We start from the raw sequence: 25,613 nt of genomic DNA on the forward strand, positions 1-25,613 counted from the left end.
TAGCCCCGGTGGTTAAAGACCTGGGTAAAGTATAAAATCGGGGGGGCGAAGGGTGAATAGATGGTCATTTACTTCAGGAATTTTTATCCTTATGGTAGTAATATCAGCTTTTCTCGTAAAAGAAGTTATACATTTAAACACGCTAAATACAGAGATGAGAAACGCTCTTAGAGAAACAACATGGCGTATTCTGCATAGTAGTCTAGAGGAAAGTATAGAGGGTATTGAGCAGGTAGTTTCCGCTTCCGGCTCTGATGCAAAATCTCAAGTTGGAACTGGCCTGGCTTTGGCTGAAGGAGCGATAGCAACAATCAGCCGGATACGGCTAGAAGATAGATTGGATAAAATTCAACCCGTTGCCGGGTACCAGTCCAACGATATTTCCTACGTTATTCAAGTCCTTGAACGGGGACGGACCGCTCTCCGGTCAGAAAGATATAAACTGACAACAAGGGACGCCAAAGATCTGGGTAATTATACAAAGCAATGGAAAAAAGTTATTGAAGACCTCAGAATTGTGGAGGCCTTTTGCGAAAATGCCTTGTTCAACACTGAAGGGGAGAAAAGTGATCTATGGGAGACAGGGCACAAGGCCGTGCGCGAACTCGATCAATTTTTCTCTAGCCTGAAAGAAGGTAGCTGAATACGCTACTATCCCTTTAGCCACATACATTAATGATGGTAAAAGCCTCTATGATAATGTGGTGTGTTTGGTAAGTGTTTGGACTTTCGGTTCTTATAATAACCCTGCGAGTCTATATGACGCTTTTGGAATATGGATGAAGAAAACGTCGGGCGGGACACCGACGGGACAAGTTTTTGAATTCTGAAGGGTCCGCTGTTTACTGGACTAGCTGGCTTCTAAGCAGCTTGATAAACAAAAACCCCGGGCCAGGAGATCCCGGCCCGGGGTAAGTAACTTACCAGCTTTCGGTCTGTATTATCAGCCTCTTCAAGATGTGCCCGCGCACCTCAAAATTGTAATACGCCTCCTTTGCTATACCACTCCTGTAACCTATCACCTTAACCGTATACCAGCCGTCGTCCGGCCAGCGGCCCTCCTGTTCCTTATCAGGGATCAGGTAGGTGTACTCCCAGGCTTCCCGGGATGAGTTATAGGTCATCCATGCTTCAAAGGGCTGCCAGCCGGCAGGCAAATTGCCGGTGGGTATAATAACCTTCATGGCATCGATGGCCACCTTCTGCCCGTCACTTGGCCGGTGGGCGCTGGCCCGGACGATCATGTTCCGGCCGCGCTCCGCCGGCTGGTGGATACCCCGTCCACCCGGACCGCAAAGCCCGGCTCCACCCTCACCGTAGCCTTGGTGGTGGCCATGGCGTCATGGCTGTCGATGACCGTCAGCTCAAAGGTCCAGGTACCTGCCTGGTCATCTTTTGGCACCACCCCTAACCGCAGGAAGCCCGCCTCGCCCCGGTACTGGCTAATAGGCCCGGTCCAGCCGCCGTTAGGGGATTTGTACCGCCAGAGGAAGGCCTTGATATAGTCGCCCGGGTCGGGGTCGAAAGAGCCGGTGCCCAGGGCGGAGAGGGTTTCCCCCGTGTACCCGGGATTGGGGTTAAAGCTTATGGCGGCCACCGGCGGCCGGTTGGGCAGCTGGTTCTCCACCACCACCTGGCCCGTATACGGGTCGGACCACAACCCGTGCTGGTCCTGCACCCGTAAAGTAACCTGGTAGGTGCCGGGGTTGGCCCAGGAAATCCCGGTTACATTCCGAGTCGTGCGCGTACCTATGCCCTGGACCGTCCACTCCCAGGCCGTGATGTCATCCCCGTCGGGGTCGTAGCTGGCATCCATAAGGGTCACCTGCTCGGTCTTGCCCGCCGGGTTGGGCCAGGCCTGGAAGTAGGCCACGGGCTTCCGGTTCTGCACAGTGATACTCCTGATCGCCCAGTCGCTCCAGGCGCCCAGGAAATCCTGGACTCTCAGCCGCACTTCTACATTACCTGGATCAGTGAAATACGCCGGGGGCTCCGCGGAAGTTATCCACTCCCCGCCGTCCACCCGGTACTGCCACTGCCAGGAGCGGATACCCTTCTTCCCTTCCGGGTCCGTGGACTGCAGGTCAGGGTCGTAAGAAATGTCCTGGTACGCCACCTGCCGGCCGATCACCGGGTTGGACGGCGTGACGGTGAAGCCCGCTACCGGCTTCCTGTGGACGTGGACCTTCATCTCCGCCCACTGGGACCATTTACGGCCGGCGTCGACATGGTTCCAGTAAGGTGAATTGGGCGGCTGGTCCTGGACCCGGAATTTCACCGTGTAGGTGCCGGGCTTGGCGAAGGAGTTAAGGGGCTGCGCAAAGGTCTTCCGGTGCACATCGGTATTGAGGCCCAGGGAGTTGCTGAGGTTATAGCCCATGAGGTGGCCGGGGTCGTGCTCGTAGTACCAGACCCGGTTTACTATGGCATCTGCTTCCCGGTCGTTTTCCACAGACGTGGTGACAAACCGCTGGTTGACCAGGACTACATTGGCCAACATGTCCTTCTGGCCGATGTAATCAATAATGTAGCTGGCTATCTCGTCGAGGTCGGAGGCCGCGTCGTTGATGGTGAATACGATATCCCTGCCGATCTCGTTGACGATCTGGGCGCACTGGCTGGAATTACCGCTCCCGGCTTCGGCTATCAGCCCGGCATTGTTGCTCTTCATGTAACTCACAAACTGCGCCCTCTGGGCGTAGTCCTGGAACGCGGCATTATTCATGAGGACAACAAACCGGGTGACGCCGGGACGCCAGGACGTTCCCAGGGCAACCTCCTGGAGTTTCGCCAGCGTCGGGGGGTAGTTCAACGTATAGGTCAGCTCCCAGGTGCCGGAATGGGTGCCGTGAACCCGCACGGTGTCCGCATCAACCTGAGTTAAGGTGCGGTAAGGTGTCCTCCCGTCGGTATTGGTCTTGATTAGCTCCACCTTGCCGTCGTAGTAGTCCCACGTCTGGGTGGAAGTATACCCATCATCATCGGCGACGTAGTACTTCACGTGAATGACCCCGTTGGCGTCCACCCAGATGGTCCGGTAAGAATTATCATGGCCGCAGGAGAAATTGGTGACGATCTGCCCGTTGTTGTCCACGGTCACGCCGTAACTGTAGCTATGGCCGCTGGCATGGAGGTCGATGTCGTGCCCCCCGTAAGACACCGTCCTCAAGGCCATCACGTAGTTGCCGCTCTGGTCCCGCCGCTCCACGTGGAAGCCGCCGCCGTTGCGCTGGACGTACACCTTATAGAGGGGAGCCGCCGGGTCGCCGATAAGGTAGATATAGTAGTTTGATTGATCTTCCCGGGTGACGCTGCCCGTGCTCATGGCATCGTTCTGGTAGGCTTTAGCGTCGATGCCGTATTCCGCCAGCTTCCCCAAAAAGCCGGGCAGACCGGCATTAAAAGCGTTCAGGTAATCCCTTTTGTTATCAATCTGCCCCAGCACGAAGAGGATGTCCGCTTTGGGCTCGGGGCGGCTGGTGCCGATGCCCACGTAAGGCGGCAGGTTCTGGACATTGATCACACATTCGCTGGCCGGTTTAGAATTCGTATCCGCCTGGAGGCCGGGGTTTCACCTCCCCCATCCGTACCACTCTTCCTGGACCGTAAGGGTCAATTTATAGCGGCCGGTCTGGTAGAAGACCAGCCGGGGATTGGGGTCGTTGCCGGAGCTTTGAATGATACGGGCGCTCTTATTGCTATCGGCGGCGGTAATAGTTTCATCCTCGCCGTCCCCGAAGATCCCGTTGTTGTTCTTGTCGTAAACAAGGGTCCAGGTCCTCCGGGAGATGCGGTCTTCAAAGGCGTCCGGCATGGGCAGCTGCGACTGGTCGTAGACGGTGAGGCTGAAGTTGTCCACCTTATTGCGCACCGCACCAGTCGATACCCAGAAGTCCGCTTCAGGCGGCTGGTCGGGCAGCACCTCAATAGTCTCTTCGGCCCACTCTGACTTGTTGCCGCCGGAATCCGTCACCCGAAGCCTCACCTTCCACGTGCCGGGTGAGTTGAACATTTGGTCAGGCGGCGGGTCATTCTTGGGGTAGCGCTGCACCCCGGACCACTTCAAGGTACCGTCCGGCCGATAGATCTGCCACTCGTTCTGGTCCCACTGGATGGTCCTGCCGCCCCCGGCCGTGCTGCCGTCGCCGCTGATAGTAACCTCCCGGCCGGCCAGGATGCGCCCCGGGTTAACCGATATGTCCGCCACCGGGGGAGCCGCGGCTACCACCACCGATTTGGTCTTGCTGTCGCTGTCCCCGTCCTGATCCGTCACCGTCAGGGTTATCTTATAGGTCCCGGCCGCCGGCCAGCTTGCGCTAACCGTCCTGCCGGTCCTCTGCCCTATCCCCTGGATGTCCCACTCCCAGGAGACGATTCTCTCGCCGTTGTCCTCGCCCGGGTGCTCCGATGCGTCACGCAAGGTCACGCTCTCGTTTTCCTCCGGGTTGGGGTAAGAATCAGGACGTGCCGATAGAATTAATCTTGGAAACTATCTCAGTGAATTTGGTGCCTATGGTCGTAGCCAGGGCGAGAATGAAAGGCGAGATCGTGAGCACGAAGAGAATGATCCATAAGGCATTCTCAATAAAACTGGAGCCGCGCTCGTCGGCAAGTACCCCCCTGATAAATCCGGTCACTGGCCTATGTTGGGCACCTGCACATTGGTAATGCTCTGCTTGATCTGGTCCAGCTTCGGCGAGACCCCATGGCTGGCCAGGACATACCCCGCACCCGCCACCAGGAGCACCACCACAATGATCCATAAGGCGTTCTCGATAAAGCTGGAACCCCTTTGGTCGCGCAGGGGCTTCAAGAAGTTTTTTACAAAACCCATGTTTCACCGCATACCTCCTTCCCGGCACGCCCTGATATAAATAAAAAAGCACGGCAATTCCCGCGCTTGATAAACCTTAAACCGCATAATCCCGCACATAATCCGGCGCCAAAAATAGGGATGGCGGAGGCTATTCCGGCAAACAATTATCTGGCAGCGAAACAGATTTTGAACCCGTTATAGGCAAGATATATAATCATTTGCCGGTATTTTTGGCGGCCGCCAGTCCAGCCGGTAGGCCCCATATATTTGACATCTAGTGGTATAATAGAACTTATCAGGAAAGAAAGGGAAGAACTCAAAACGCGTAATAAGAAAATTGTGTAACCCTGCCTCGATATCCTGGCCATTACCCAATCCTCATTTCCGCCCGACATTACCGGGCCAGCTATAGAGTTGCCGCAGCAAGCCGCCCACCTACACCGGATAATAACTGCACTTATTCCCCCGGCAACCGTGGGGATGGCGGTGACTATCCCGGCAAACTATTGCCTGGGAGCAAGGCAGGTTAATGTCCAGGTATTCTCTGGCAAGCTGGCAGCCCAGCCGCAAAGCTGTACGCACAAAGTTTTTACAACAGCAGGGGCCTGTCTGGTTGGCGATAGCTTCAACAACCCGCGAGACAACGTGCATGGTGGCAGCGGTTTCCCGGTCCTTCGGGCAGGCCGCGCCCAGGATAACGCTGAAAGATGCACCCATGGCGACGGCCACGCCGCAAACGCCGGTCAAACCGCAATACGCGCCGATTGCCTGTTTCCGTGTCCTGTTTAACGCCTCGGCTATCTGTTCATCTGTAACTCGAATTTCCCCGTGATTCCTTATGGCAGCAAGAAATGCCCCGGTTGCAACCCAGGCATGTTCGCATCCCAGCATAGGGAGGGAGGTGCCCCTTATTATTCCTTCGGCTATGTCTAAGGGATCGGCACTTGTTGCGGCTAGCGCCAAGTTTAGGATGGATTCAAAAGCCCCTTTGCCATGGCAATCTTCGCAGACGTAATGACCCGCGGGGCAACAAACATTCCCAACCTCTTCCTTCCCGCAGACTGCACAAGTCAATACTCTTCCCTGAGAAAGATATTCTAAAGGTGCACCACAGACCAAGCAGTTTTCCGTATAGGTTTCTTCCTGGCGTTGACCAACGCCCTCCGTTGTTCCTCAGCAGCCGCCGCTACCTGATTTTCTATAATCTTCCATCTGCTATACCCCCGTGTTCTTAAACTTATGGTCTATCTTTCGCGAAAGTAATTGTTTTTCCTGCAACTATACCACTTCATCTCGATTTCCCCTCTACTGGGGTTACTTCCAGAAACCCGTGAAAACTACTCTTTTACTTTGTTCCTGGAATATGAACGCTTAGGGACCCCAATTATCTATAGGGCTGAAATTATGAACTAAGGGAGATATCTGCAGGCGAAAGCCCCAGTGAAAATTTATACTTGGAAGGTGGGATTATCTCCGTAATGGCAATTAAAAGGAAAAAGTACACGTCAACCAACTGCCTTATCTCTGGTGACAATCACTCGTTGGCCCTTGGGAAATATGAAGGGATCCCAATAATCACTCCGGGGCAGTTCTTAGAGATAATTTTTCATAACCTTTCTGTATTAACGGAGGTTGGCGGGTTATGCCTGAACTGAGAAATGGCCTCGCCTTGAATCCCGCTGAGGCGGCTCAAAAAATCTGCACTTTCATTTCCGACAAGGTGACTGGAGCTAAAGCCCGGGGAGTAGTGGTAGGTATAAGTGGCGGGCTGGATTCGGCAGTAGTGGCATTTTTGTGTGTCAGGGCTCTGGGGCCGGAGCGGGTGACAGGCCTTTTTCTCCCCGAACGGGACACCGCCCCGGAGAGTGCCGGCGACGCCCGGTCGGTGGCGGAAAAAACCGGAATTGCGCTTGACACTATCGATCTTACCCCGGCTCTTACGGCGCTCGGGTGCTACAGCGGGAAAGTTGCCAGCACTTTAAAAAATAAAATAGTCGGCCCCATTGCCTTCGGATTTATAAAGACCACAGCACGTAAAAGCCCCTTTGAACTCACACTGGCACCGGAAAGTACAGTGGTAAAGGAAACGGTGGCTTTTTTCCGCCTGAAACATCGCCTACGCATGTGCACCCTATATCACCGCGCAGAGAAAGAAGGAATGCTTGTAGCCGGATGCCTCAACCGTACGGAACAGCTCACGAGCTTTTTTGTCCGCTACGGCGATAGTGCGGCCGATCTTGCCCCCATCCTGCCGCTTTACAAAACCCAGGTGCGGGCCCTGGCAGCTTACCTGGAAGTGCCGCAGCCCATTATCGACCGCCCGCCCAGCCCTGATCTAATTCCCAGCATCACTGATGAAATGGCCCTCGGGGTTACCTACGAGGTGCTGGACCTTATACTGGTTGGCCTCGAAAGCGGAATGGATCACGCAGGCATTGCTTCGGCAACAGGGGTAGCCCCGGACCTGGTAGCAAAAATTAAGAGCATAGTTTCCCGGGCTCAAACCCTCAAGCATGACCCGCCGTACCCGCTTCTTTAACGGCCGATACTCTATCTAATAACTTTGGTTTTTTGTTGGCGGCAAACGAAAAGCATTACCCCATCCTAGACCCTTCAGTAAGGACTATTCCTAACAATATCCCTGAGTAAAACTGCGACTGACACTACCTCTTAGTCACTTCTGTATGCAAGCGTTTATCCAGTTCCTCTAAAAAATTTGTCCATGTATATCAACTTGTTCCCCTCCAGGGTACGAAAGCATATTTTGTAATGTAAAATGCTGGATTGGAGGGGAACCAAAAGTGAACAATCAGGAAGACTTTCGCCAGGTACCACCTTGTCCCGGTGGCACGGTATATACCATCCGGCCCGGTGATTCTCTTTTTAGCCTTGCACGCCGTTTTAACACGACTGTGGAAGCAATCATGGCAGCCAACCCGGGAATAGTTCCTACCAACCTGCAATTAGGCCAGCAGATTTGTATTCCCGTAGCTACAACAGGGCCGTGTCCGGGCGGTTTCCTCTACGTTATCCAGGCAGGAGATACGTTTTACAGTATTGCAAGACGTTTCGGCATCGTTGTCGATGCGCTTGCCGCTGCCAACCCCGGGGTAGACCCCAACAATTTGCAGATAGGACAGCAGATCTGTGTTCCTGCCCCGGCTCCCCCGGCCCCTTGCCCCAACGCTACTTATACAATAAGACCCGGGGACACATTCTTTGACATTGCCCGGCGTTTCGGGTTCACCCTTGAAGCGATTTTAGCTGCCAACCCCGGAGTAGACCCCAACAATCTCCAGGTAGGACAAGTAATTTGTTTGCCCCTGTCTCCGGGCGGCGGGCCTATTCCCTGCCCCGGCGGACAAATTTATGTAGTTCAGCCCGGTGACACACTCTTTTTGATTGCTCAACGCCACGGCATTCCTTTAAATACTCTTATTGCTGCTAATCCCCATATCGCCGATCCTGATAGGATTCAGGTTGGTCAACCGGTTTGCATCCCGGGGTAAAATCAGTGAAAGTTCTCTTACCCATGCTCTAAGGAAAAATGCCCCCAGATTTATCTGGGGGCTAATATGTGAAGCAGGAATATCTATTTCTGGGTAGAATTACAAATTATACTTCGTGCCCGAGGTTTTCCCCTGGTGAAGGATTATTAAAATGAGAAGTCCGGCGGGCCGGACGGTGAGCTTGCGGCATCTTTACGTTACCTCACCCAGCGCTACACCATGCCCATCCCCCAGGCCAAGGCAGTTCTTACAGACATCGGCACGGAAGAGCTGGCCCACATGGAAATTGTCGCCACCCTGGTCTATAACCTGATTAAAGACGCCCCCCTGGAAGAAATCAAACGCGCCGGCCTGGAAGGTTACTATGCCGACCACGACCGTGCCCTCTACTTTGTCAACGCGGAAGGGGCACCCTGGACGGCCGCCTACATCCAATCCAAGGGCGATCCCGTCACCGACCTGCATGAAAATATGGCCGCCGAACAGAAGGCCCGCTCCACTTACGAATACCTGATCCAGCTCTCCGACGACCCGGATGTCAGCGATACCTTGAAGTTCTTGCGCGAAAGGGAAGTCGTCCATTTCCAGCGCTTCGGCGAGACGTTAAACCTTGTGTATGATTACCTGGAGCATAAAAAGTATTACTAAAGCTAAAGCCCCGGTAAAGGGGCTTTTCTCTTTATATTCATTATTATTCGTATTTAGTCTTCCCGTTATTCTAGGCAGGATTTTTATACCTTCTTGTCGTATACCTTCATCCATAGTATTATGTATTATACAGTTTTAGGCGATGGAGTTCGCCTTAATTCTGCGGCAAGCAGTGATGACTCCTACCCCCGAAGGGTAATAGTATGCCCCAGGGGTAGTATTTTTTTGTGGGTTTTGTCAACTTTATGAAGGAGGTGTTTAAGCTGGTCTACATCTATATTGGTATTTTCGGCTTTCTGGGTGCCATAGCCAGATTTGAAATCGGTCGCTACATAGCTACCTTATGGCCTTCTGTCTTTCCTTTAGGGACCCTAATAATAAATATTTTGGGATGTTTTGCCATGAGCTTTATCCTTACCTATAGTTTAGAACGCTTGATCTTAGGTCCCGAATTAAGGTTAGGTATAACAACAGGCTTTATTGGCTCCTTTACGACCTTCTCCACCTTTAGTGTGGAGACGATAACCCTTTTAACTAGCGGTAATATAACTTATGCCGCCATCTATGTTCTGGTATCCACTTTGGGGGGGTTAACGGCCGTAATGGCGGGAATAATCCTGGCTAGAGCACCAATTTTCTTGGCATTTAAAGTACAACAAACCGGGTCAGAAAACAGGTAGGCGATGATAGAAGTGCAGTATTTTTATGTGGGACTGGGCGGGTTTTTAGGTGCTATTACTCGATACGCTTTAGGACAGGTATTATCGACTAAAAGCAAGGGTAATTTTCCTGCAGGTACTTTCATAATTAACCTTACTGGTGCTTTCATGTTAGGACTACTGTTAGGCTCCCCGACATTTGCCTGTAGATTTGACACCAGTATAATGGTAGCGCTATCCTCAGGGTTTCTGGGCGCGTATACAACCTTCTCCACCTTTTCCTATGAAGTAGTCCGCCTCCTGGAAGACGGGGAAGTAATAAATGCTTCAATCTATTTACTGGGCAGTATCATCCTGGGTCTTTTGTTTGCCCTGGCAGGGCGTGCAATCAATCTAATATAATCCCTGGTTAATTACACTTAACCCGCCTCGCCCCCTTATCTCCTTCTTTCCTTTCCCTTTTTATTCTGCTTTTGTGCGTTAACCATTACTCTTAAAAAACCTTCTCAATAGCCATATTCTTTCATAAGTTATCCTGCTAATCAGGTAAAATAATCTCTACATCAGACACCGTTATCAGCCCCTGGGATACCATGGCCTGCACTTCTGGCAAGACAGAAGCAACCTTCTCAGCTCTATCAACTGCCTCGACAATCACAGGCAAGTCGTAAGAAAGATCTATAATCCGGGCTGCATAAATACTATTTCGTTTACCGTAGCCTTCTATACCCCGGGTAACAGTAACCCCAGCTATGCCTGCCTCCTTTAATTTTAATACCAGAGCATGGTAAAGGGCCTTTCCTTGCCACTTAACACCTTCACCAACGTAAATTGTTAGCCGTTTAGCAGGCCTGCTTTTCATAAAAAATCCCTCCGTTCTTTGTAATTTAATTAGCCACCCGGTAAATTTGACGCGTATGAATCGATCATCAGAAAACCACCAAGATAAAGGTGACCCGTCATTAGCACAGCTGGTACAGTGGTCTCCACTGAAGAAAAAAACTCCTGTCCTTAACAGACGGGAGTCATCATCGCTCAGGGCGCTTTTTCAAGAACCTCGAGGCCGACTCCTTGACCTTAATCTAACTATAATAGACTTTATTATTAAATGTCAAATTCTTTGCTGTATAATTTTAGGTCATTTCCCCTTGACATACTAAAGGCCGGGCTGTTAAATTTAATTACAACGGGTATCACTTTATTTCATACACTGGAGAAAAGCTTTCTCCAGACGGTGATGGAGTTCGCCGGAAAAACCACCCGCAAGGGTTGATAACTCCTACCTGGGAACAAACTCCTGGTAGGAGAATATTTTGTTTGCCCAAATACTCCTACCAGGTAAAAACTGGAGGAGTTTTTTATGAGCCACGCAAGACAATGGCGAGTAGAAAAGGCTGTCACGGAATTAAAGAAAGACGCCGGGGCCCTTTTCGTACAAACCCTGGAGCTTTTGCAAGGTCTGGGACCGGAATTTGCAGAAGCGCGGCAAAAGATCCAGGCCTTACAAGAACGGCTGTTAAACGAACGCTTTCACCTTGCCGTCCTCGGCCAGTTCAAGCGCGGTAAAAGTACTTTTATAAACGCCCTTCTGGGCGAAGAAGTGTTACCAACGGCCATCCTGCCCCTGACTGCCGTCCCCACCTTTCTTCTCTGGAGTCCCGAGATCCATGCCCGCGTTCTTCGCCAGGAGGACCTACCACAAGAAGAATTTACAGGGCAGGACAGCACGGCTTTAACTGCTTTCCTGGCGCAATTCGTTACTGAAGCAGGCAATCCTAAAAATCATAAAAAGGTAACCCAGGTCGAGGTTTTTTACCCCTCCCCTCTTCTTCGTCACGGAGTCGTCTTAATCGATACTCCCGGCATCGGTTCCACTTTCCGGCATAATACGGAGGCTACCCTTAACTTCCTGCCCCAGTGTGATGCCGCCTTATTCCTCATTTCGGCAGATCCGCCGATAACCGAGGTGGAGGTAGAGTTTCTAAAGGCGATCCGTTCTAAAGTCACCCACCTCTTTTTCATTTTAAATAAAGTAGACTACCTAAATAAAGAAGAAATAACTTCTCTCCTGACCTTTATCAAAAGTGTTTTGCGGGAGCAAGCTGGCATCCCAGGAAATCCCCCCATCTTCTGCGTATCGGCCCGCCAGGGACTTGAAGCCCGGAAAACCAATGATACCGCCCTCTGGAAGCACAGCGGCCTGGAAGAAGTCTGGCGCTATATGGTTGACTTTCTGGCTCGCGATAAAAACAACGCCCTGCAGGCAGCCCTGGCTAAAAAAGCAGCCGATATAATTGCCGACATTATCATGCGCCTGCACCTTACCATTCGTTCCCTGGAGATGCCCCTGGCGGAACTGGATGAGCGCCTGCAAATATTCGCGAAAAAAATTCAGGAAGCCGAGGAGCAACGCGTCTTGATAGGAGATCTCCTGGCCGGTGAAAGGAAACGAATGGCGGCCTTTCTGGAGGAACAAGCTGAAACCTTACGCCAGAAGGCCCGGAGCCACCTGCAAGGTATTGTCCGGGATCACCTGGCCGAAATGGGCAACGGGATTAATGAAAATGTAATTCGCGAAACCATTGCCCAGGCCATACCCGACTTTTTTGAGCCAGAGCTTAATGAAATGGCGCGCGTTTTTGATCAGCGAGTTACCGAAGTACTGCGCCCCTACCAGCAACGAGTTGATGAGCTGATTGAGACGGTACGGAAAACAGCCGCCGAGCTTTTTGCCGTTCCCTATCATGCGCCCAGTAGTTCCGGCGCTTTTGCGATGAAACGCCAGCCTTACTGGGTAACCCACAAATGGGATTCTACCTTTACCCATCTCCCGGAAGGCATAATCACCCGCCTGTTGCCTCAAAGAATACGCCGGGAAAGGATGACAGACCGCCTGCTGCAGCAGGTGGAAGCACTAGTTTTGAACAATGTAGAAAATTTACGTTGGGCTACACTGCAGAATCTCAATCAAGCCTTCCGGAGCTTCGGGTCCGGCCTTGATGAACGACTGCAGGAAACCATCCATGCCACCCACGGCGCCATCCAGGTAGCGCGGTCGAAACGCCTTGATCATGCCCAGAATGTTGTTCAAGAGATTACCAGGTTTCAATCCATTACCAGGGAATTATCTGAGCTGCAGGCCGGGTTCGAAGCGCTATCTGATGGGCAGGAAGTTCCGAATATGCTGTTGTATAAATCTTCGCCATAACTGGTTTGCAAGGGTTCCCCTACGATCAATTTTAAGGTTCGACTTCCGTCATCCTGCCTTTCCGCCCGCAGGAACAGGGCGTTTGCCATATTTTTATCGTAAAAGCTATGGGCAAATTCATATAAATGGGTAACGAAGAAAACCCTGATATGCTTATCCAACAAGGCGCCAACTATCTGCCTGGCAATCTCCGAGCCTTCCCTTTCGTTTGTCGCGGCAAAGGATTCATTAAACAGCACCATGGAATGCGCCGTTATAAGGTCTACGATATCGCTCATTCTGTTAAGTTCTTCATCGAGTTTGCCGCTTTTCATGGTAACGTCTTCTTCCCGCTTGTAGTGGGTGAAAAGGCCGTCGCAAGTACTGGCACAGAAAAATTCGGCTGGTACAAACATGCCGCATTGAATCATCAATTGGGCCAGGCCTATACTGCGCAGGAAAGTCGATTTACCCCCTTGATTGGCGCCTGTGATTATTACGAGGTCTTTACGGTCGGCATTCACATCATTGCCGACAACCTTTCGTCCCAGGGTTAAAGCCAGGCAGGCGTCGTATAAGCCTTTAAAAGAATACCGGCGTTCACCGGGAACTGCCGGCAGGGGAAAGCACACCGATTCCTCTATGGAAGACAGGCGTCCATGCAAATTCAAACAACCGATGTAAAAGGCCAGTTCAGCCCGTAAAGTTTTAAAAAAAGCAAGAATATGATCGGCGGACTGGGCGAGGGCATTGGCTACAAGGTTGATCCCCCTGTCTTTCAATTCCGCCAGGGCCCTGGCCCCGCTCTCGTCGCGCTCGGCGATAGAAAAGGTGTGGACGGCCGGTCTGGGCCCAAAGATCCTCTCCATCCAGCCCTGTTTTTTATCCAGGGGTTTACGAAGTATATAGTTGTTACCCTTATTGCCTTTGCCCAATTCAGCGCTGATCAAAACACCTCCACGAAATTGTAGTTCCCGTAGGTGCTTTTGGATAATGGCGAAATATTCATCGCTAAGTTCTCTATTAAGCATTTTGAAAAAGGCCGTAAAACCTTCCGACCTAAATTTACCGGCATGTTCATCGGCTATAGTTCTTAGTTTTTTCAGCATCTCCACAAACAGCTGTAATACTTCCAGCGATCTATGCAATATGGCAGCGGGGTACCTGCTGAAAATACCTAAGTAATTCTTTTTCTCCCTTTCAATCGATTCTATCGCGATATCATAGATGGCCCTGATAATGGCGGGGTTTTCCAGGCAATCTTTTAAAATATCCTGCCGGTATATTATTATGTCCGGATCATTATTTAAACCGGCCAAAAGGGCTTTCCTGGCCACTTCAAATAAAAACTCGTCACCGCACGCCATGGCGTTAAATAGCGTATCCAGGGCCAGGTCTTGGATCAGGGCTTGGGCATTGGATGGTAATTCTTGCTGCAAGTCAAAATTACGATCTTTATACATGAGAAAAACTTTCATAATTTTATCCGCTCCATTAACCAATCGTAAGTGAGACGGTACTTTTCGGCAATCGCCAGCGCGTATGCTAGTCCATCGGCAGGCCTTCGGACAATCTTATATGTTCGCACTGCCGGATTTTCGGGTACTACCGTACCGACCATACTTACGATTTTTTCACTTAAAAAGGCCAATTCATCGATGAATGTAACGCAAACGCATAGTAGATCCATTTGTATTATCTTTTCCATAACTTTACGGCTTAAATAAACAGCATCTTTCAAAGTTGTAGAAGTAAAAATCTCGTTCATGATGATAATGCTGTTGGAAGTGGACTGGCTGAGGATATCATGAATTCTGAGCAGGTCATCCTGCAGTTTACCATAGAGATTTTTGATGTTCTCTTCTTTTTCAAAATGGGTAAAAAGCTTGTCGAACAGAAAGAGATGCGCTTCCCTGCCCGGGACGGGACAGCCTAGGCTGGCTAAATAATGCAGCTGTCCGAAGGTGCGGGCGAAGGTTGTTTTACCGCCCTGGTTCGGACCGGTTACTACAAATATGCGCTCTTTACCCCTCAGGTAAAAGTCGTTGCAGACAACGGTCGCGCCTTCCCTGGCGAGTTTATACGCCAGGGCTAAATCAAATCCTTCATAATCATATATTTCCTTGCATTTATTGGTAATTTGTGGGTAACAAAATTTCAATCCCTTTTGTTTTAATATAGCGATGTACTCCAGATAAGCAATGTAAAATTGTATCTCCCGATCAAAAACGGCTATCGTTTCATCCAGATAATTGCCGTTTTCTGCACAGTAATTATCAAGATGCAAAAATATATCGGGATACAATCGGGTGACCAGATCAAGTATTTGGGCTTCTATATGGTTCATATCCAGCCAAGTGGAAAATTCAACCCGGTAATCCTTCACCGCCCCCTGCCGGAATCTCTCGAATGTTTTTTCCACTTCCTTACCATAATCAATCTCCCCTTCATATTTGCGGACCGAGATACGGTTACCCTTTATAAGCAAGCAATATTTTACTGTCGCCAACTCGGCCTGCAGCTTTTTCGTTTCTGCCAGCAGGGAACTAAAAGGTTCTGATTGGCTATAGTTCGTTAAATATTCACGGAAGGCCAGGAAACCCCGTGATTTTAACTCGGTAAGGCTCAAATCGTCGACCAGGCAATTCACGGCGTCGCAGTAAATTTCTACCGCATCTAAAAAATATCTTTCTTTCTGGTATTTATAATGGAGCTTGCTCGCCTGGGCAAGATGTTCGCGCATTGTGCGTATTTTTTGGGCAAACGATTTTATCTGCTCAAATAAAGTTTCATCTTCCAGTTCCTGCATTATTTCCTGGCGATAGACGATCGCGTCGATATCGTTTAACGGAGTGTAAAAAAACGGTTTTAAATTATATTCATCTTTCCCGGCCGTGATGGCGTCTATAATCTGGTCCAGATTTAAATCACCAAAGAAACCGGGCACCGTGACTGTTTCTTTTACATCTTCAGGATTTTTAAATAGTATGCTCTGGAAAGTCATGAGAAAACCCACCTCGATATTAAGAGGGGATTCAACGCATAGCCTTTTTACCGACATAAAGCATCAGTAACACGGAAAACAACTGGGTTGCTACTGAAAAGGCCACAACGTATCCCGCCGAAAAATCGTAAAGCATTCCCATCAATGCACTGCCCGCGAACCAGAATATACCATAAATGGTGTTAAAAACCCCGTATGCTGTACCCCGCCGGTCAATGGGGATCATATTGGCCACGGCGGCGCGTAAGACGGATTCCTGGGCCCCCATGCCAATGCCCCAAATTACCATGCCGACCAGGACCATGGCGAATCCCCCGAAAAATACCAGGGGGGCAAACATAGAGGAAACCATGGCAGCTATAGCCAGGACGTAAATACCTATAAGGTCATACAAATACCCAAAAATCAGGGCCGCGAGGGCATCCGCCCCCATGGCGACGGCATAAAGTACGGGGATCCAATTACTTGCTACCAGCGACCCCTTGCCTAAATGATAGGCAATCAAGGGATAATCAACATACCCTGCCGCTATGAAAGTAACTGCTACCAGGTAGAGCCAAAATGTTCTTGGTAATCCCTTGCCCGCAGGGATGGCTTGGGTCGCTTCAAGCTCCTTTGGAGTTGGGTATAAAAGCCTGGCAACAGCAAGGACTGTAATCGCTAGGAAAGCCGGAATAAATAAGATGGCAAACCCTGTTTTATAACCGCCTCTTAAATAAAGTACTAAAGCTATAATCAGAGGACCGGCAATGGCCCCGATTTGATCCATAGCCTCATGGAGGCCAAATCCCCATCCCCTTCCCACTTCCGAAGTAGCGTGGGAAAGCATGGCATCGCGGGCAGGAGTACGAATAGCTTTCCCCACGCGCTCAGTAATCATCAAGATTGCTGCTAGCTGCCAGTTACCTGCCAGGGCCAAAAGGGGTACCGCAAAAAGGTTGAGAATATATCCCAGAATAGTAATGGGCCAGTATTTCCCTGTACGGTCGCTTAAATAACCGGAAATCAACCGAACGCCGTAACCCAGCAATTCACCTAGCCCGGCAACGAACCCAACCACTGCCCCGCTGGCTCCCAGCACCGCCAGGAAAGGCCCGGTAATGCTGCGCGCCCCTTCATAGGTCATATCGGAAAAGAGGCTGACAATCCCGAGTAAGATAATAAATTTAAATACCTTTTTTTCCGCCATCAGTAAACCTCCGCTATTTCCATCAAGGAAATGGAGATCCCTGTCCAACCGGCCAATAAACCGCCTACTAAAGCTAAACCCAGCCACTCGGCCGCCACGAGCCACATGTTTTCCACTATAAATTCAAACCCCCTTTTTTATGCTAGACCAGGGATCGGTTTGAGCTTTCAAAAAAGCCCGTGGCAGAATAAAACACTAAAAAAGCTCCTACCGATCACTGGTCGCTTTCGGTAGGAGCTATTAGCTCACTGAGCATTAGGCGAGCTCCATCGCCGTTTTTTAATTTCAGGTTAAAAATATGTTTTATTTTACCCCACGTGTTTCGTCTAAAGAATATTATAGCAGCCGCGTCTAATATTACAAGTCTTTCTTTGTACATTAAGATTAACCGGCATCAAAGCCTACCTTCTGCCAACTTCAGCTTACCCAAAAGTTTGCTTATTTCCACAGCCACCAGGGGAACAAGACTCAGGCCCAGGACTACCGCCCAGTCGCCGGTACGCAGCAAAACCGTCTCAAAGATACCACGCAAAAAAGGAATGAAGACTACAGCGGCGCTTGAAGAGATATTGAGGCCAGGATAGCATATGTCAAACTGCGGTTGGTTCCCAATCCTATCGACAGGAGGGACTGTTCCATGCTCCGGACATTGAAGGAGTGAACCAGTTGCGACAGAGCCATAGTTACAAAAGCCATGGTACGGGCTTCCTCCAGGGTCCGTCCCCAGCTAAGGGCTAGCCAGTATGAAAACAGGGTTAGCAGCCCGATCATGGTCCCCTGCCAAACAATTTTTATGCCCATACCCCCGGCAAATACTCCTTCCCTAGGTTTACGAGGGGGGCGATCCATAACGCCTTTTTCCGGTGGCTCCAGGCCCAGGGCCAGGGCAGGAGGGCCGTCAGTAACCAGGTTTAACCACAGTATCTGGATAGGTGTCAGGGGACTACCCAAGCCCAGTAAAATGGCAGAAAAGATAGCAACAATCTCACCGGTGTTGCAGGAAAGGAGATACTGGATAGACTTGCGAATATTGTCGTAGATGGTTCTCCCTTCTTCAACCGCATTGATGATGGTGGCAAAATTATCGTCTAACAATACCATATCTGAGGCTTCTTTGGCCACCTCGGTACCGGTAATCCCCATAGCAGCACCAATATCGGCCCGTTTGAGGGCCGGGGCGTCATTAACGCCATCGCCGGTCATGGCCACAACATGTTTGTGTTCCTTTAGGGCTGCTACGATGCGGAGTTTATCCTCAGGGGATACCCTGGCGTAGACGGTGACGCGGTTTACCACCTCTTTCAGTTGTTGGTCGTCCATCTGGTCCAGTTGCGCACCGGTCAGGACGTCGTCACCCTGCTGCCAGATACCCAGTTCTTTCGCGATGGCCATGGCTGTTTCCTGGTGGTCACCGGTGATCATTACCGTCCGGATACCTGCCCGGCGGCTGACAGCCACCGCTTCCTTGACCTCGGGACGCGGTGGATCCTGCATGGCATAAAAACCGACAAAGGTAAGGTCCTGCTCGGCGATATCCGGTGAGAGGCCAGCCGGAATTTCAGGCCACCGGCGGACAGCCAGGGCCAGTACGCGTTGCCCCTGGGACGCCAACTGAGAGTTAATTTGCAAAAGCCGGGTACGCATTTCAGCAGTTAGAGGTTCAATTCCTTGCCTGGTCATTACTCTGGTAGAGCGGGCCAGCAATAGATCGGGGGCTCCCTTGGTAAAGGATTGAATTGAGCCATCTATATGGTGAAAGGTGGTCATCATTTTACGGGCGGAATCAAAAGGGATTTCGGCCAGCCGGGGGTAGGTCTTCTCTACCTTCTCCTTTATCAAACCTGATTTGGCTGCTACCACTACCAGGGCTCCCTCCGTTGGATCGCCGATTATGCGGTATCCCCTCTCTGTTGCCTCTAACCTGGCGTCATTATTTAACAATCCGCCCAGGAGCATTAATTGCAGGTTACGATCAGTTAAAGGAGCTATTTCATTCCCCTGCTGGTTCAGGAACCGGCCGTCAGTCTGGTAACCATTACCAGTTACCTGCAGGAAGTTACCGGCTGTATAAATTCGGGTAACAGTCATTTCATTTTTGGTAAGGGTACCCGTCTTGTCAGAACAAATAACAGTTGCCGTGCCCAGGGTTTCAACCGCCGGCAGTTTTCTAATAACAGCCTGCCGCCGGCTCATCCTGGTAACCCCCAGGGCAAGTACAATGGTCACTACGGCGGGCAGGCCTTCCGGAACTGCTGCTACTGCCAGGCTGATAGCAGTCATAAACATTTCCAGAACATCTTCGCCCCGCCATAACCCGGTGACAAACACCAGGGCCACAATTATTCCTGCAGCCATTCCCAAAAATTTACCAAGTTCAGTCAAGCGCCGTTGCAACGGTGTAGGTTCCAGCGGCGTTTCCTGAAGCAGCTGCGCGATACGGCCCAGTTGGGTGTTCATCCCTGTTTCCACCACCAGGGCCTTACCGCGTCCGCTGGTAATAATAGTACCCATAAAGAGCATGTTTTTCCGATCGCCCACCAGGACTTCACCGGCCGCTATCATGGCAGGGTCCTTTTCTACCGGTACCGACTCGCCCGTTAAGGCGGCTTCGTTTGCCCGTAGGGAAGCTGCCTCGATCAGCCTGGCATCAGCCGGTACAGAATCTCCTGCATCTAATAATACTATATCACCAGGGACCAGTTCGCCTGCGTCAACCTGCGTTACCATTCCATTCCGGACAACTTTGGCTGCAGGTTTGGTCATCTCCTTTAAAGCTTTAAGGGCCTGCTCAGCCTTATTCTCTTGATACACGCCCAGAACGGCATTCAACACTACGATCACAAGGATAACAATAGAATCTTCCCATTCGCCCAGTATACCAGAGATGATCGCCGCTCCTATCAGGATTAAAACCAGAATTTCCTTTAGCTGCCCTATAAACATGGAAAAAATGCTGCGTGGGGGCGGCTCCTTTAAAACATTGGGGCCGTAGATCTTTAATCGTTCGTTAGCCTCCTCTTGATTCAGCCCCTGATGCAGGTCTGAATTGAGTTCCCGGCAGACCTGCTGGATCTCCATGGCATACCATTTCTTCTCTGGCAAATTATAATCCTCCTCCCGGTTTGTGTTGAGCTTTAACATTACCATCACCCATAACCCGTTAGAAAATGTAAAATAAAAGACCTTTGTCCAGTGCAAAAAGCACCAAACAAAGGTCTTGCTCCCAAGTTAGCTCCTGGGACCAGGGCGGCTCTTACAGATGCGTACTGTCGCCCTGGTCAACAGGCTAAAAAGCCTACGAGCTACTCCCCTTTGATTTAGTTAAATTTTATACGAGAAAAACCTTGGTGTCAACTTCGGATTAAGCTAAATCAGCTTTTCTCCAGAAATTATCTTCCCCTTTTCCCCTTATCTAAAGTCCTGCAAGACTTACCAGGAAAGGAACGGCAACGGCTGTCAGGATAATAAGAAACAGTGTTGGCAACCACCCGGCCTTGAATAAATCCGTCGATGTATGGTATCCCTTGCTGTAAGTAATCAGCAACACCATATCTATTGGCAGTAAAAAAGTTATACTGGCCCATACAACTACTATAATTGCCATAACTACCGGGTTGACCCCTATGCTTAATGCCAGGGCGGCCATGGGAGGAACCGCCATTCCCACAATCGCGGGTCCGGCCGGCACCAGGAGGTGGAGTAATGCCATTATAGCCGAAGCCATTAGAAGTACTACGAAAGGATGCCATTGCTGGGCACCGGCCAGGGCATTGTTTACTACCCAGGTCGCGCCGCCGGATTTCAAGATGCCGGCAGTCACAGCCTGGATGCCTCCTATCATAAGGATTAAATCCCACCCGGCGTCCCGGTTGAATTCCTGCCAGGTTAGTAAATCCATCCCGGGCAGGAACATTACTATAAGGCCGCATATGGCAACCAGGGTAGTATCAAAAACCGGGTACCAGGTGCTGGCTATCCACAAAATAAACATCGCTGTAATAATAATAACTGCTTTCTTCTCTTCCATTGAAAAAGGACCCGTACTCGCAAATGTTTCATTGAAAGCAGCCATCGTTTGCGGGTTGACAGTCTCCGGCTTAAAGACCCTGATAATCCAGAGCCAGCAAAACAATACAGTGAGCAAACTAAGAGGAACACCGACGATCATCCATTGCAGGAAGGTAATCTTGATATGGATGGCTTCTTCTAAAAGATATATAGCCATAATGTTGTTCGGTGTCCCGGCGGGTGTCATAAGACCTCCCACTGCCGCGGCAAAGGGAACGCCTATCATTGTCGCCTTGACCAGGTTTGACTTATACATATCGGGTACACTTTTCTGAAGTGCGGAAATGGCAATTGCTGCAACCAGAGCTGTTGTCGGGACATTTGATAGAACTGAGGACAAAACGGCAGTAGCCATCATAAACCCCAGAACTATCTTCTTAGAATCACCCCTGGCAAAGCGAAAAAGTGTCGCAGTTAAACGATTGGCAAGGGGCGTTTTCATAATTATGGTTGTCAGGGCGAAAGTGGCGATTAGAAAAAAGATCGTAGGGCTTACGAAATCCTTGAAGACATCGGCCAGTTTTGGGGTAACCCCGTATAAAGGTAATAAGATCATTAGTAATAAGGCTGTAACGGCGATCGGAAATACATCCGTTATCCACAGAACGATGCCGCCCAGCAAAATTCCGAATGCGTTTTTACCGGCAGCGCTCATCCCGGCTGGCGGCGACAAGAAAAACGTAAGCAAAAATATTGATATTCCTATCAGGAGACCAATAATTCTTTTCCTGTTACTCATTTACTAGACCACCTTTTTTATATACGTCCTTAAAATTAAATAAAGCAGCCCTCCAGGGCTGCCGTTAATGGATTTTTACCTTATATTAAGGTTCTATATCCATAGTAGTAATTTTTTCGGCAAACAGCAACCTGGCCCCGGTACGCCTTTGAACTTCTTCTACAGTAGTGTTTGAGGCAATTTCTTTAAGAAGCAAGCCTTCAGGAGTAACCTCAATTACCGCCAGTTCCGTAACTATGAGGTTTACCTCGCCTGCGGCAGTAAGAGGTAGTGAACAGCGCTCGACAATTTTAGGACTGCCGTCTTTAAGGTTATGCTCGGTGGCCACAATTACTCTTCTGGCTCCTACCGTCAGGTCCATGGCACCGCCCATACCCGGCACCAGCTTGCCCGGGATCATCCAGTTGGCAAGATTACCTCTTTCATCAACCTCCAGGGCGCCAAGAACAGTAACATCAATATGCCCGCCCCTGATCATCCCGAAAGAAGTAGCGCTGTCAAAACACGCCCCCCCGGGAAGAATAGTTACCGGCCTGCCCCCGGCATCAACTATATCCCTGTCCTCTTTCCCTTCTTCAGGCGCCGGGCCCATCCCGATCAGGCCGTTTTCCGATTGTAACCAGACTTTTATCCCGGAAGGAATATAATTGGCTACCAGGGTTGGCAACCCTATACCAAGATTAACGACATCCCCGTCTTTTAGTTCACGGGCAACCCTTTTAGCTATAATGGCTTTGTTGTCATTGGCCATATAACCCACCCCCCATGATGTTTAGCTTCTTTGTACCAATAAGTCCACAAAAATTCCCGGCGTAATAATTTCATCCGGGTCAAGTTCCCCGATTTCAACAATTTCTTCTACTTCAGCGATTACCAGCCCGGCAGCCATGGCCATAATCGGGTTAAAGTTCCGCGCCGCCCGCCTGTACGTTAAGTTGCCCGCTTTATCGGCTTTGTAGGCTTTGAGTAGGGCTATATCCGCCTTGATGGGCAATTCCAGCAGGTACTGGTGCCCGTTGATTGCGATAACGCTTTTATTTTTTTCTACTTCAGTACCTACACCCGTAGGCGTCAATATGCCCCCCAACCCCACACCGGCCGCACGAATCTGTTCTGCCAGGGTACCCTGGGGAACAAGGGTAACTTCCAGCTCACCACTGGTCATCAACCTGCCCGTGACAGGATTGGTGCCAATATGGGAAGCAATTACTTTTTTAAGGCATCCTGCATCTACGAGTTTGCCGTTGCCCTTCCCCGGAAAGCATGTGTCATTGGATATGAGCACCAGATCACGGGCTCCTTTTTCTACCAGGGCATCTATAAGGCTTTCCGGTGTCCCTGCCCCCATAAAACCGCCGACCATCACGGACATGCCATCCTTAATGTTTGCTACTGCTTCTTTTGCTGTCATTATTTTAGGCATATAATCCACCTCCAGACATGTCTTCTATTGTAAATTCAGACCCGGTTCCTGTGGTACTGCCAGGGGATTAGATTTTTTCTATAACGGCGGTAACTCCCATTCCCCCTCCTACGCAAAGGGTTGCCAGGCCATAGCGGCTTGCGCGCTTCTGCATCTCGTGCAGGAGGGTTACCAGGATGCGGGTCCCGCTGGCACCTATGGGGTGTCCCAGGGCTATAGCTCCTCCGTTGACGTTGGTCCTGTTCATGTCCAGTCCCAGTTCCCTGGCTACTGCCAGGCACTGGGCCGCAAAAGCCTCATTGGCTTCTACCAGGTCAATATCGGCCAGGGTTAAACCGGCAATTTTCAAGGCCTTGCGGGTGGCTTCTACGGGCCCGATGCCCATGATGCTGGGGTCCACACCGGCAACACCCCAGCCACGCACCAGGGCAAGGGGTTTCAGGCCCAGGCTTTCCGCTTTCCAGGCGGAGCACAATACTACTGCTGCGGCAGCATCGTTAATACCCGAGGCGTTCCCGGCAGTGACTGTCCCGTCCTTTTTGAATGAAGGCCGCAGTTTTGCCAGGGATTCTATGGTGCTCCCAAAACGGGGATGCTCGTCCTGGTCAAATATAAGCTCTTCTCCTTTTGGCCGTGGTATGGTAACCGGTACGATCTCTTCACGGAAACGTCCTTCTTTAATCGCTTTTTCAGCCCTTCTCTGGCTTTCCAGGGCAAATATATCCTGTTCTTCCCTGCTGATGTTGTATTTTTCGGCCAGGTTCTCGGCAGTAATTCCCATATGGTAATTGTTAAAAGCGTCCCACAGGCCATCCTTGATCATGAGATCCACAACTTGCTGGTCACCCATTCGCATGCCCCATCGTCCCCCGGGCAGGGCGTAGGGTGCCTGGGACATGTTCTCCATACCCCCGGCAACAACAACATCGGCTTCGCCGCCGGCAATAAGGCTGGCTCCCATGGTTATCGCCCGCAGGCCGGAACCGCATACAATATTTACAGTCATGGCCGGGACCTCAACACCCAGGCCCGCTTTTAAGGTCGCCTGCCTGGCCGGGTTCTGGCCCTGGCCTGCCTGCAGTACGTTGCCCATAATCACTTCGTCAACCTGTGCCGGTTCAATCTTCGCCCGCTGCAAAGCCTCCTTAATTACCACGGCTCCCAGTTCGTAGGCCGGTATGTCTTTTAATGTACCCCCGAAACGGCCTATGGCTGTGCGTACGGCGCTTAAAATAACTACTTCGGTCATATGCCTTAAAACACTCCCTTAATTTTGTTGAGCCGGCTTTGCTGCTAGCAGTATACTTTGGCCTGCTCCTCACCGGTTAATACCCGGTAGCACCCTGAAGCCAGGGCTTCCAGTTCAAAAGCACCAGGGTATACTTGTACAGGGGCGATAAATGATACTCTCTCAATAATCCATCCCGTCAACAGCTTGGAGTGGGCCAGTCCTCCTGTTATCGCTATCCTGTCCACTTTACCTTTTACTACCGTAGCCAGTTCCCCGATTGCCTTGGCTATCTGGTAAGCCATTGCCTGATATACCAAACAGGCGTAATCATCGCCGTTTTTTATCCTTTCTTCTATTTCCGGGGCATTGCTTGTACCCAGATAGGCGATCAGGCCCCCGCGTCCCCTCAGTTTCTTACGCATGGTTTGATGGTCGTACTGGCCGCTGTAACAAAGATCTATTAATATGCGGCATGGTACACGGCCGGCCCTCTCCGGGGAAAAAGGCCCCTCATCATCAGAAACTACATCGATAATCCTCCCGCCCGAATGGATGGTGATAGTAATACCTCCACCTAAATGGGCCACGATAACGTTTACATCCCTGTACTCTTTATTGAGGCTACCGGCCACCTTCCTGGCTACTACCCGGCTGTTCAACACGTGGCTCAGGCTGGGGCGTTCTATCTCCGGCATTCCTGATATACGGGCTATTTCGTCCATTTCGTCTGTCGAGACGGCGTCATAGATCATGGCCGGGATCCCCAGGGGTGCGGCAATTTCATAAGCGATCAGGGCTGCCAGGTTAGAAGCATGTTCCGGTATCTTATCTGATCGCAGTACTTCAAGCATTCTGGCATTAACTGTATAAGCGCCCCCGGCTACCGGCGGGAGGGCCCCGCCCCGGGCGGCAATAGCCGATAGTTCTTTCACCTCAAAGTTATGCTCCGCCAGGACCTGTAATATCGTGTTCTTGCGGAATTCTATCTGGTCAATTACCCTCGGGAACCTGGCCAGTTCCTGAGCCGGGTGCTCGATCTCCCTGCGGAAAATTTCATTTTCGTTTTCAAACAGGCCGATCTTGGTAGAAGTCGAGCCTGGATTTATCACCAGAATCTTATATATCTTTTGGGTCACGCCA

22 protein-coding genes, 1 pseudogene and 3 riboswitches are annotated in these 25,613 nt (G+C 50.6%); of the genes and pseudogenes, 7 read left to right on the forward strand and 16 right to left on the reverse strand.

The genetic code is table 11. The annotated features are described in order from the left end of the window. The first annotated feature begins 52 nt into the window (after window positions 1–52). Window positions 53–643 (forward strand): hypothetical protein, encoded by a 591-nt coding sequence (locus NWF31_RS03375; RefSeq protein WP_258359099.1) that lies wholly within the window; start codon window positions 53–55, stop codon window positions 641–643. A gap of 277 nt (window positions 644–920) precedes the next feature. On the opposite strand, the gene NWF31_RS03380 is transcribed toward NWF31_RS03375, so the two are convergent. The 5 genes from NWF31_RS03380 to NWF31_RS03400 form a co-directional block, all read right to left on the reverse strand. Next, the gene (locus NWF31_RS03380) at window positions 921–1,244 is read right to left on the reverse strand and encodes a hypothetical protein (RefSeq protein WP_258359100.1); all 324 of its coding nucleotides are present in this window, start codon (window positions 1,242–1,244) and stop codon (window positions 921–923) included. Further along, window positions 1,241–3,523, reverse strand: coding sequence for a PKD domain-containing protein (locus NWF31_RS14740; protein WP_258359101.1), 2,283 nt, complete (start codon window positions 3,521–3,523; stop codon window positions 1,241–1,243). Before NWF31_RS14740 ends, NWF31_RS03380 begins: the two co-directional genes overlap by 4 nt. A gap of 48 nt (window positions 3,524–3,571) precedes the next feature. After that, window positions 3,572–4,426, reverse strand: a complete 855-nt coding sequence (locus NWF31_RS03390) for a PKD domain-containing protein (RefSeq protein WP_258359102.1) — start codon at window positions 4,424–4,426, stop codon at window positions 3,572–3,574. A 207-nt stretch (window positions 4,427–4,633) separates the two neighbouring features. Next, entirely contained in the window at window positions 4,634–4,834 is a 201-nt protein-coding gene (locus tag NWF31_RS03395; protein ID WP_258359103.1) for a hypothetical protein, read from the reverse strand. 417 nt (window positions 4,835–5,251) lie between these two features. Further along, entirely contained in the window at window positions 5,252–6,028 is a 777-nt protein-coding gene (locus NWF31_RS03400; protein WP_422880235.1) for a DUF5714 domain-containing protein, read from the reverse strand. A gap of 430 nt (window positions 6,029–6,458) precedes the next feature. Here NWF31_RS03400 and nadE point away from each other — a divergent pair, with 430 nt between their 5' ends. From nadE to crcB (NWF31_RS14880), 5 genes and pseudogenes are all read left to right on the forward strand, one after another. Then, window positions 6,459–7,355, forward strand: a complete 897-nt coding sequence (nadE, locus tag NWF31_RS03405) for an NAD(+) synthase (protein ID WP_258359105.1) — start codon at window positions 6,459–6,461, stop codon at window positions 7,353–7,355. A gap of 262 nt (window positions 7,356–7,617) precedes the next feature. Beyond that, the gene (locus tag NWF31_RS14745) at window positions 7,618–8,325 is read left to right on the forward strand and encodes a LysM peptidoglycan-binding domain-containing protein (protein ID WP_258359106.1); all 708 of its coding nucleotides are present in this window, start codon (window positions 7,618–7,620) and stop codon (window positions 8,323–8,325) included. A 162-nt stretch (window positions 8,326–8,487) separates the two neighbouring features. Beyond that, window positions 8,488–8,973 (forward strand): annotated as a pseudogene (locus NWF31_RS03415) (manganese catalase family protein); the annotation flags it as partial. A gap of 129 nt (window positions 8,974–9,102) precedes the next feature. After that, window positions 9,103–9,165: riboswitch (Fluoride riboswitch) on the forward strand. A 53-nt stretch (window positions 9,166–9,218) separates the two neighbouring features. Then, window positions 9,219–9,653 carry a fluoride efflux transporter CrcB gene (crcB, locus tag NWF31_RS03420; RefSeq protein WP_277998797.1) on the forward strand — a complete coding sequence of 145 codons (435 nt, stop codon included), beginning with the start codon at window positions 9,219–9,221 and terminating at the stop codon, window positions 9,651–9,653. A gap of 3 nt (window positions 9,654–9,656) precedes the next feature. Then, window positions 9,657–10,034, forward strand: a complete 378-nt coding sequence (crcB, locus tag NWF31_RS14880) for a fluoride efflux transporter CrcB (RefSeq protein ID WP_422880236.1) — start codon at window positions 9,657–9,659, stop codon at window positions 10,032–10,034. A gap of 136 nt (window positions 10,035–10,170) precedes the next feature. Here crcB (NWF31_RS14880) and NWF31_RS03425 read toward each other — a convergent pair whose 3' ends face one another. Then, window positions 10,171–10,494 carry a DUF190 domain-containing protein gene (locus NWF31_RS03425; protein ID WP_258359108.1) on the reverse strand — a complete coding sequence of 108 codons (324 nt, stop codon included), beginning with the start codon at window positions 10,492–10,494 and terminating at the stop codon, window positions 10,171–10,173. A gap of 362 nt (window positions 10,495–10,856) precedes the next feature. Further along, window positions 10,857–10,921: riboswitch (Fluoride riboswitch) on the forward strand. A gap of 71 nt (window positions 10,922–10,992) precedes the next feature. On the opposite strand from NWF31_RS03425, the gene NWF31_RS03430 reads away from it, so the two are divergent. Then, on the forward strand, window positions 10,993–12,840 hold the full coding sequence (locus NWF31_RS03430; RefSeq protein ID WP_258359109.1) for a dynamin family protein: 1,848 nt from the start codon (window positions 10,993–10,995) through the stop codon (window positions 12,838–12,840). On the opposite strand, the gene NWF31_RS03435 is transcribed toward NWF31_RS03430, so the two are convergent. The 10 genes from NWF31_RS03435 to buk form a co-directional block, all read right to left on the reverse strand. Then, entirely contained in the window at window positions 12,738–14,297 is a 1,560-nt protein-coding gene (locus tag NWF31_RS03435) for a MutS-related protein (RefSeq protein ID WP_258359110.1), read from the reverse strand. The two genes, NWF31_RS03430 and NWF31_RS03435, sit on opposite strands and share 103 nt — an antisense overlap. After that, complete coding sequence (locus NWF31_RS03440; RefSeq protein WP_258359111.1) at window positions 14,294–15,823, reverse strand: MutS-related protein; 1,530 nt, start codon at window positions 15,821–15,823, stop codon at window positions 14,294–14,296. The genes NWF31_RS03435 and NWF31_RS03440 overlap by 4 nt, the downstream gene beginning before the upstream one ends. Before the next feature lie 31 nt (window positions 15,824–15,854). Further along, window positions 15,855–17,012, reverse strand: coding sequence for an MFS transporter (locus NWF31_RS03445; RefSeq protein WP_258359112.1), 1,158 nt, complete (start codon window positions 17,010–17,012; stop codon window positions 15,855–15,857). A 224-nt stretch (window positions 17,013–17,236) separates the two neighbouring features. Further along, window positions 17,237–17,295: riboswitch (Fluoride riboswitch) on the reverse strand. A 111-nt stretch (window positions 17,296–17,406) separates the two neighbouring features. Then, window positions 17,407–17,544 (reverse strand): hypothetical protein, encoded by a 138-nt coding sequence (locus tag NWF31_RS14885; protein WP_422880237.1) that lies wholly within the window; start codon window positions 17,542–17,544, stop codon window positions 17,407–17,409. A 14-nt stretch (window positions 17,545–17,558) separates the two neighbouring features. Then, a complete protein-coding gene (locus NWF31_RS03455; protein WP_258359113.1) occupies window positions 17,559–20,114 on the reverse strand; it encodes a cation-translocating P-type ATPase in 2,556 nt (851 codons plus the stop codon). A 310-nt stretch (window positions 20,115–20,424) separates the two neighbouring features. Further along, a complete protein-coding gene (locus NWF31_RS03460) occupies window positions 20,425–21,819 on the reverse strand; it encodes an SLC13 family permease (RefSeq protein ID WP_258359114.1) in 1,395 nt (464 codons plus the stop codon). Window positions 21,820–21,904: 85 nt separating this feature from the next. Beyond that, complete coding sequence (locus tag NWF31_RS03465) at window positions 21,905–22,570, reverse strand: CoA transferase subunit B (RefSeq protein WP_258359115.1); 666 nt, start codon at window positions 22,568–22,570, stop codon at window positions 21,905–21,907. A 21-nt stretch (window positions 22,571–22,591) separates the two neighbouring features. Beyond that, complete coding sequence (locus tag NWF31_RS03470) at window positions 22,592–23,242, reverse strand: CoA transferase subunit A (protein ID WP_258359116.1); 651 nt, start codon at window positions 23,240–23,242, stop codon at window positions 22,592–22,594. 67 nt (window positions 23,243–23,309) lie between these two features. Next, on the reverse strand, window positions 23,310–24,491 hold the full coding sequence (locus tag NWF31_RS03475) for an acetyl-CoA C-acetyltransferase (RefSeq protein WP_258359117.1): 1,182 nt from the start codon (window positions 24,489–24,491) through the stop codon (window positions 23,310–23,312). 44 nt (window positions 24,492–24,535) lie between these two features. Beyond that, window positions 24,536–25,609, reverse strand: a complete 1,074-nt coding sequence (gene buk, locus NWF31_RS03480) for a butyrate kinase (protein WP_340674343.1) — start codon at window positions 25,607–25,609, stop codon at window positions 24,536–24,538. Between the last annotated feature and the right edge of the window lie 4 nt (window positions 25,610–25,613).

Source organism: Neomoorella sulfitireducens (genome assembly GCF_024733845.1).
Taxonomy (GTDB): domain Bacteria; phylum Bacillota; class DSM-521; order Neomoorellales; family Neomoorellaceae; genus Neomoorella; species Neomoorella sulfitireducens.

What these genes read in the sequence shown, in the direction of transcription:
- NWF31_RS03380 (WP_258359100.1), bottom strand. Translation starts at nt 1,244, where the DNA reads ATGATCGTCCGGGCCAGCGCCCACCGGCCAAGTGACGGGCAGAAGGTG.
- NWF31_RS03395 (WP_258359103.1), bottom strand. Translation starts at nt 4,834, where the DNA reads ATGGGTTTTGTAAAAAACTTCTTGAAGCCCCTGCGCGACCAAAGGGGT.
- nadE (WP_258359105.1), top strand. Translation starts at nt 6,459, where the DNA reads ATGCCTGAACTGAGAAATGGCCTCGCCTTGAATCCCGCTGAGGCGGCT.
- crcB (WP_277998797.1), top strand. Translation starts at nt 9,219, where the DNA reads ATGAAGGAGGTGTTTAAGCTGGTCTACATCTATATTGGTATTTTCGGC.
- crcB (WP_422880236.1), top strand. Translation starts at nt 9,657, where the DNA reads ATGATAGAAGTGCAGTATTTTTATGTGGGACTGGGCGGGTTTTTAGGT.
- NWF31_RS03425 (WP_258359108.1), bottom strand. Translation starts at nt 10,494, where the DNA reads ATGAAAAGCAGGCCTGCTAAACGGCTAACAATTTACGTTGGTGAAGGT.
- NWF31_RS03430 (WP_258359109.1), top strand. Translation starts at nt 10,993, where the DNA reads ATGAGCCACGCAAGACAATGGCGAGTAGAAAAGGCTGTCACGGAATTA.
- NWF31_RS03435 (WP_258359110.1), bottom strand. Translation starts at nt 14,297, where the DNA reads ATGAAAGTTTTTCTCATGTATAAAGATCGTAATTTTGACTTGCAGCAA.
- NWF31_RS03440 (WP_258359111.1), bottom strand. Translation starts at nt 15,823, where the DNA reads ATGACTTTCCAGAGCATACTATTTAAAAATCCTGAAGATGTAAAAGAA.
- NWF31_RS03445 (WP_258359112.1), bottom strand. Translation starts at nt 17,012, where the DNA reads ATGGCGGAAAAAAAGGTATTTAAATTTATTATCTTACTCGGGATTGTC.
- NWF31_RS03460 (WP_258359114.1), bottom strand. Translation starts at nt 21,819, where the DNA reads ATGAGTAACAGGAAAAGAATTATTGGTCTCCTGATAGGAATATCAATA.
- NWF31_RS03465 (WP_258359115.1), bottom strand. Translation starts at nt 22,570, where the DNA reads ATGGCCAATGACAACAAAGCCATTATAGCTAAAAGGGTTGCCCGTGAA.
- NWF31_RS03470 (WP_258359116.1), bottom strand. Translation starts at nt 23,242, where the DNA reads ATGCCTAAAATAATGACAGCAAAAGAAGCAGTAGCAAACATTAAGGAT.
- NWF31_RS03475 (WP_258359117.1), bottom strand. Translation starts at nt 24,491, where the DNA reads ATGACCGAAGTAGTTATTTTAAGCGCCGTACGCACAGCCATAGGCCGT.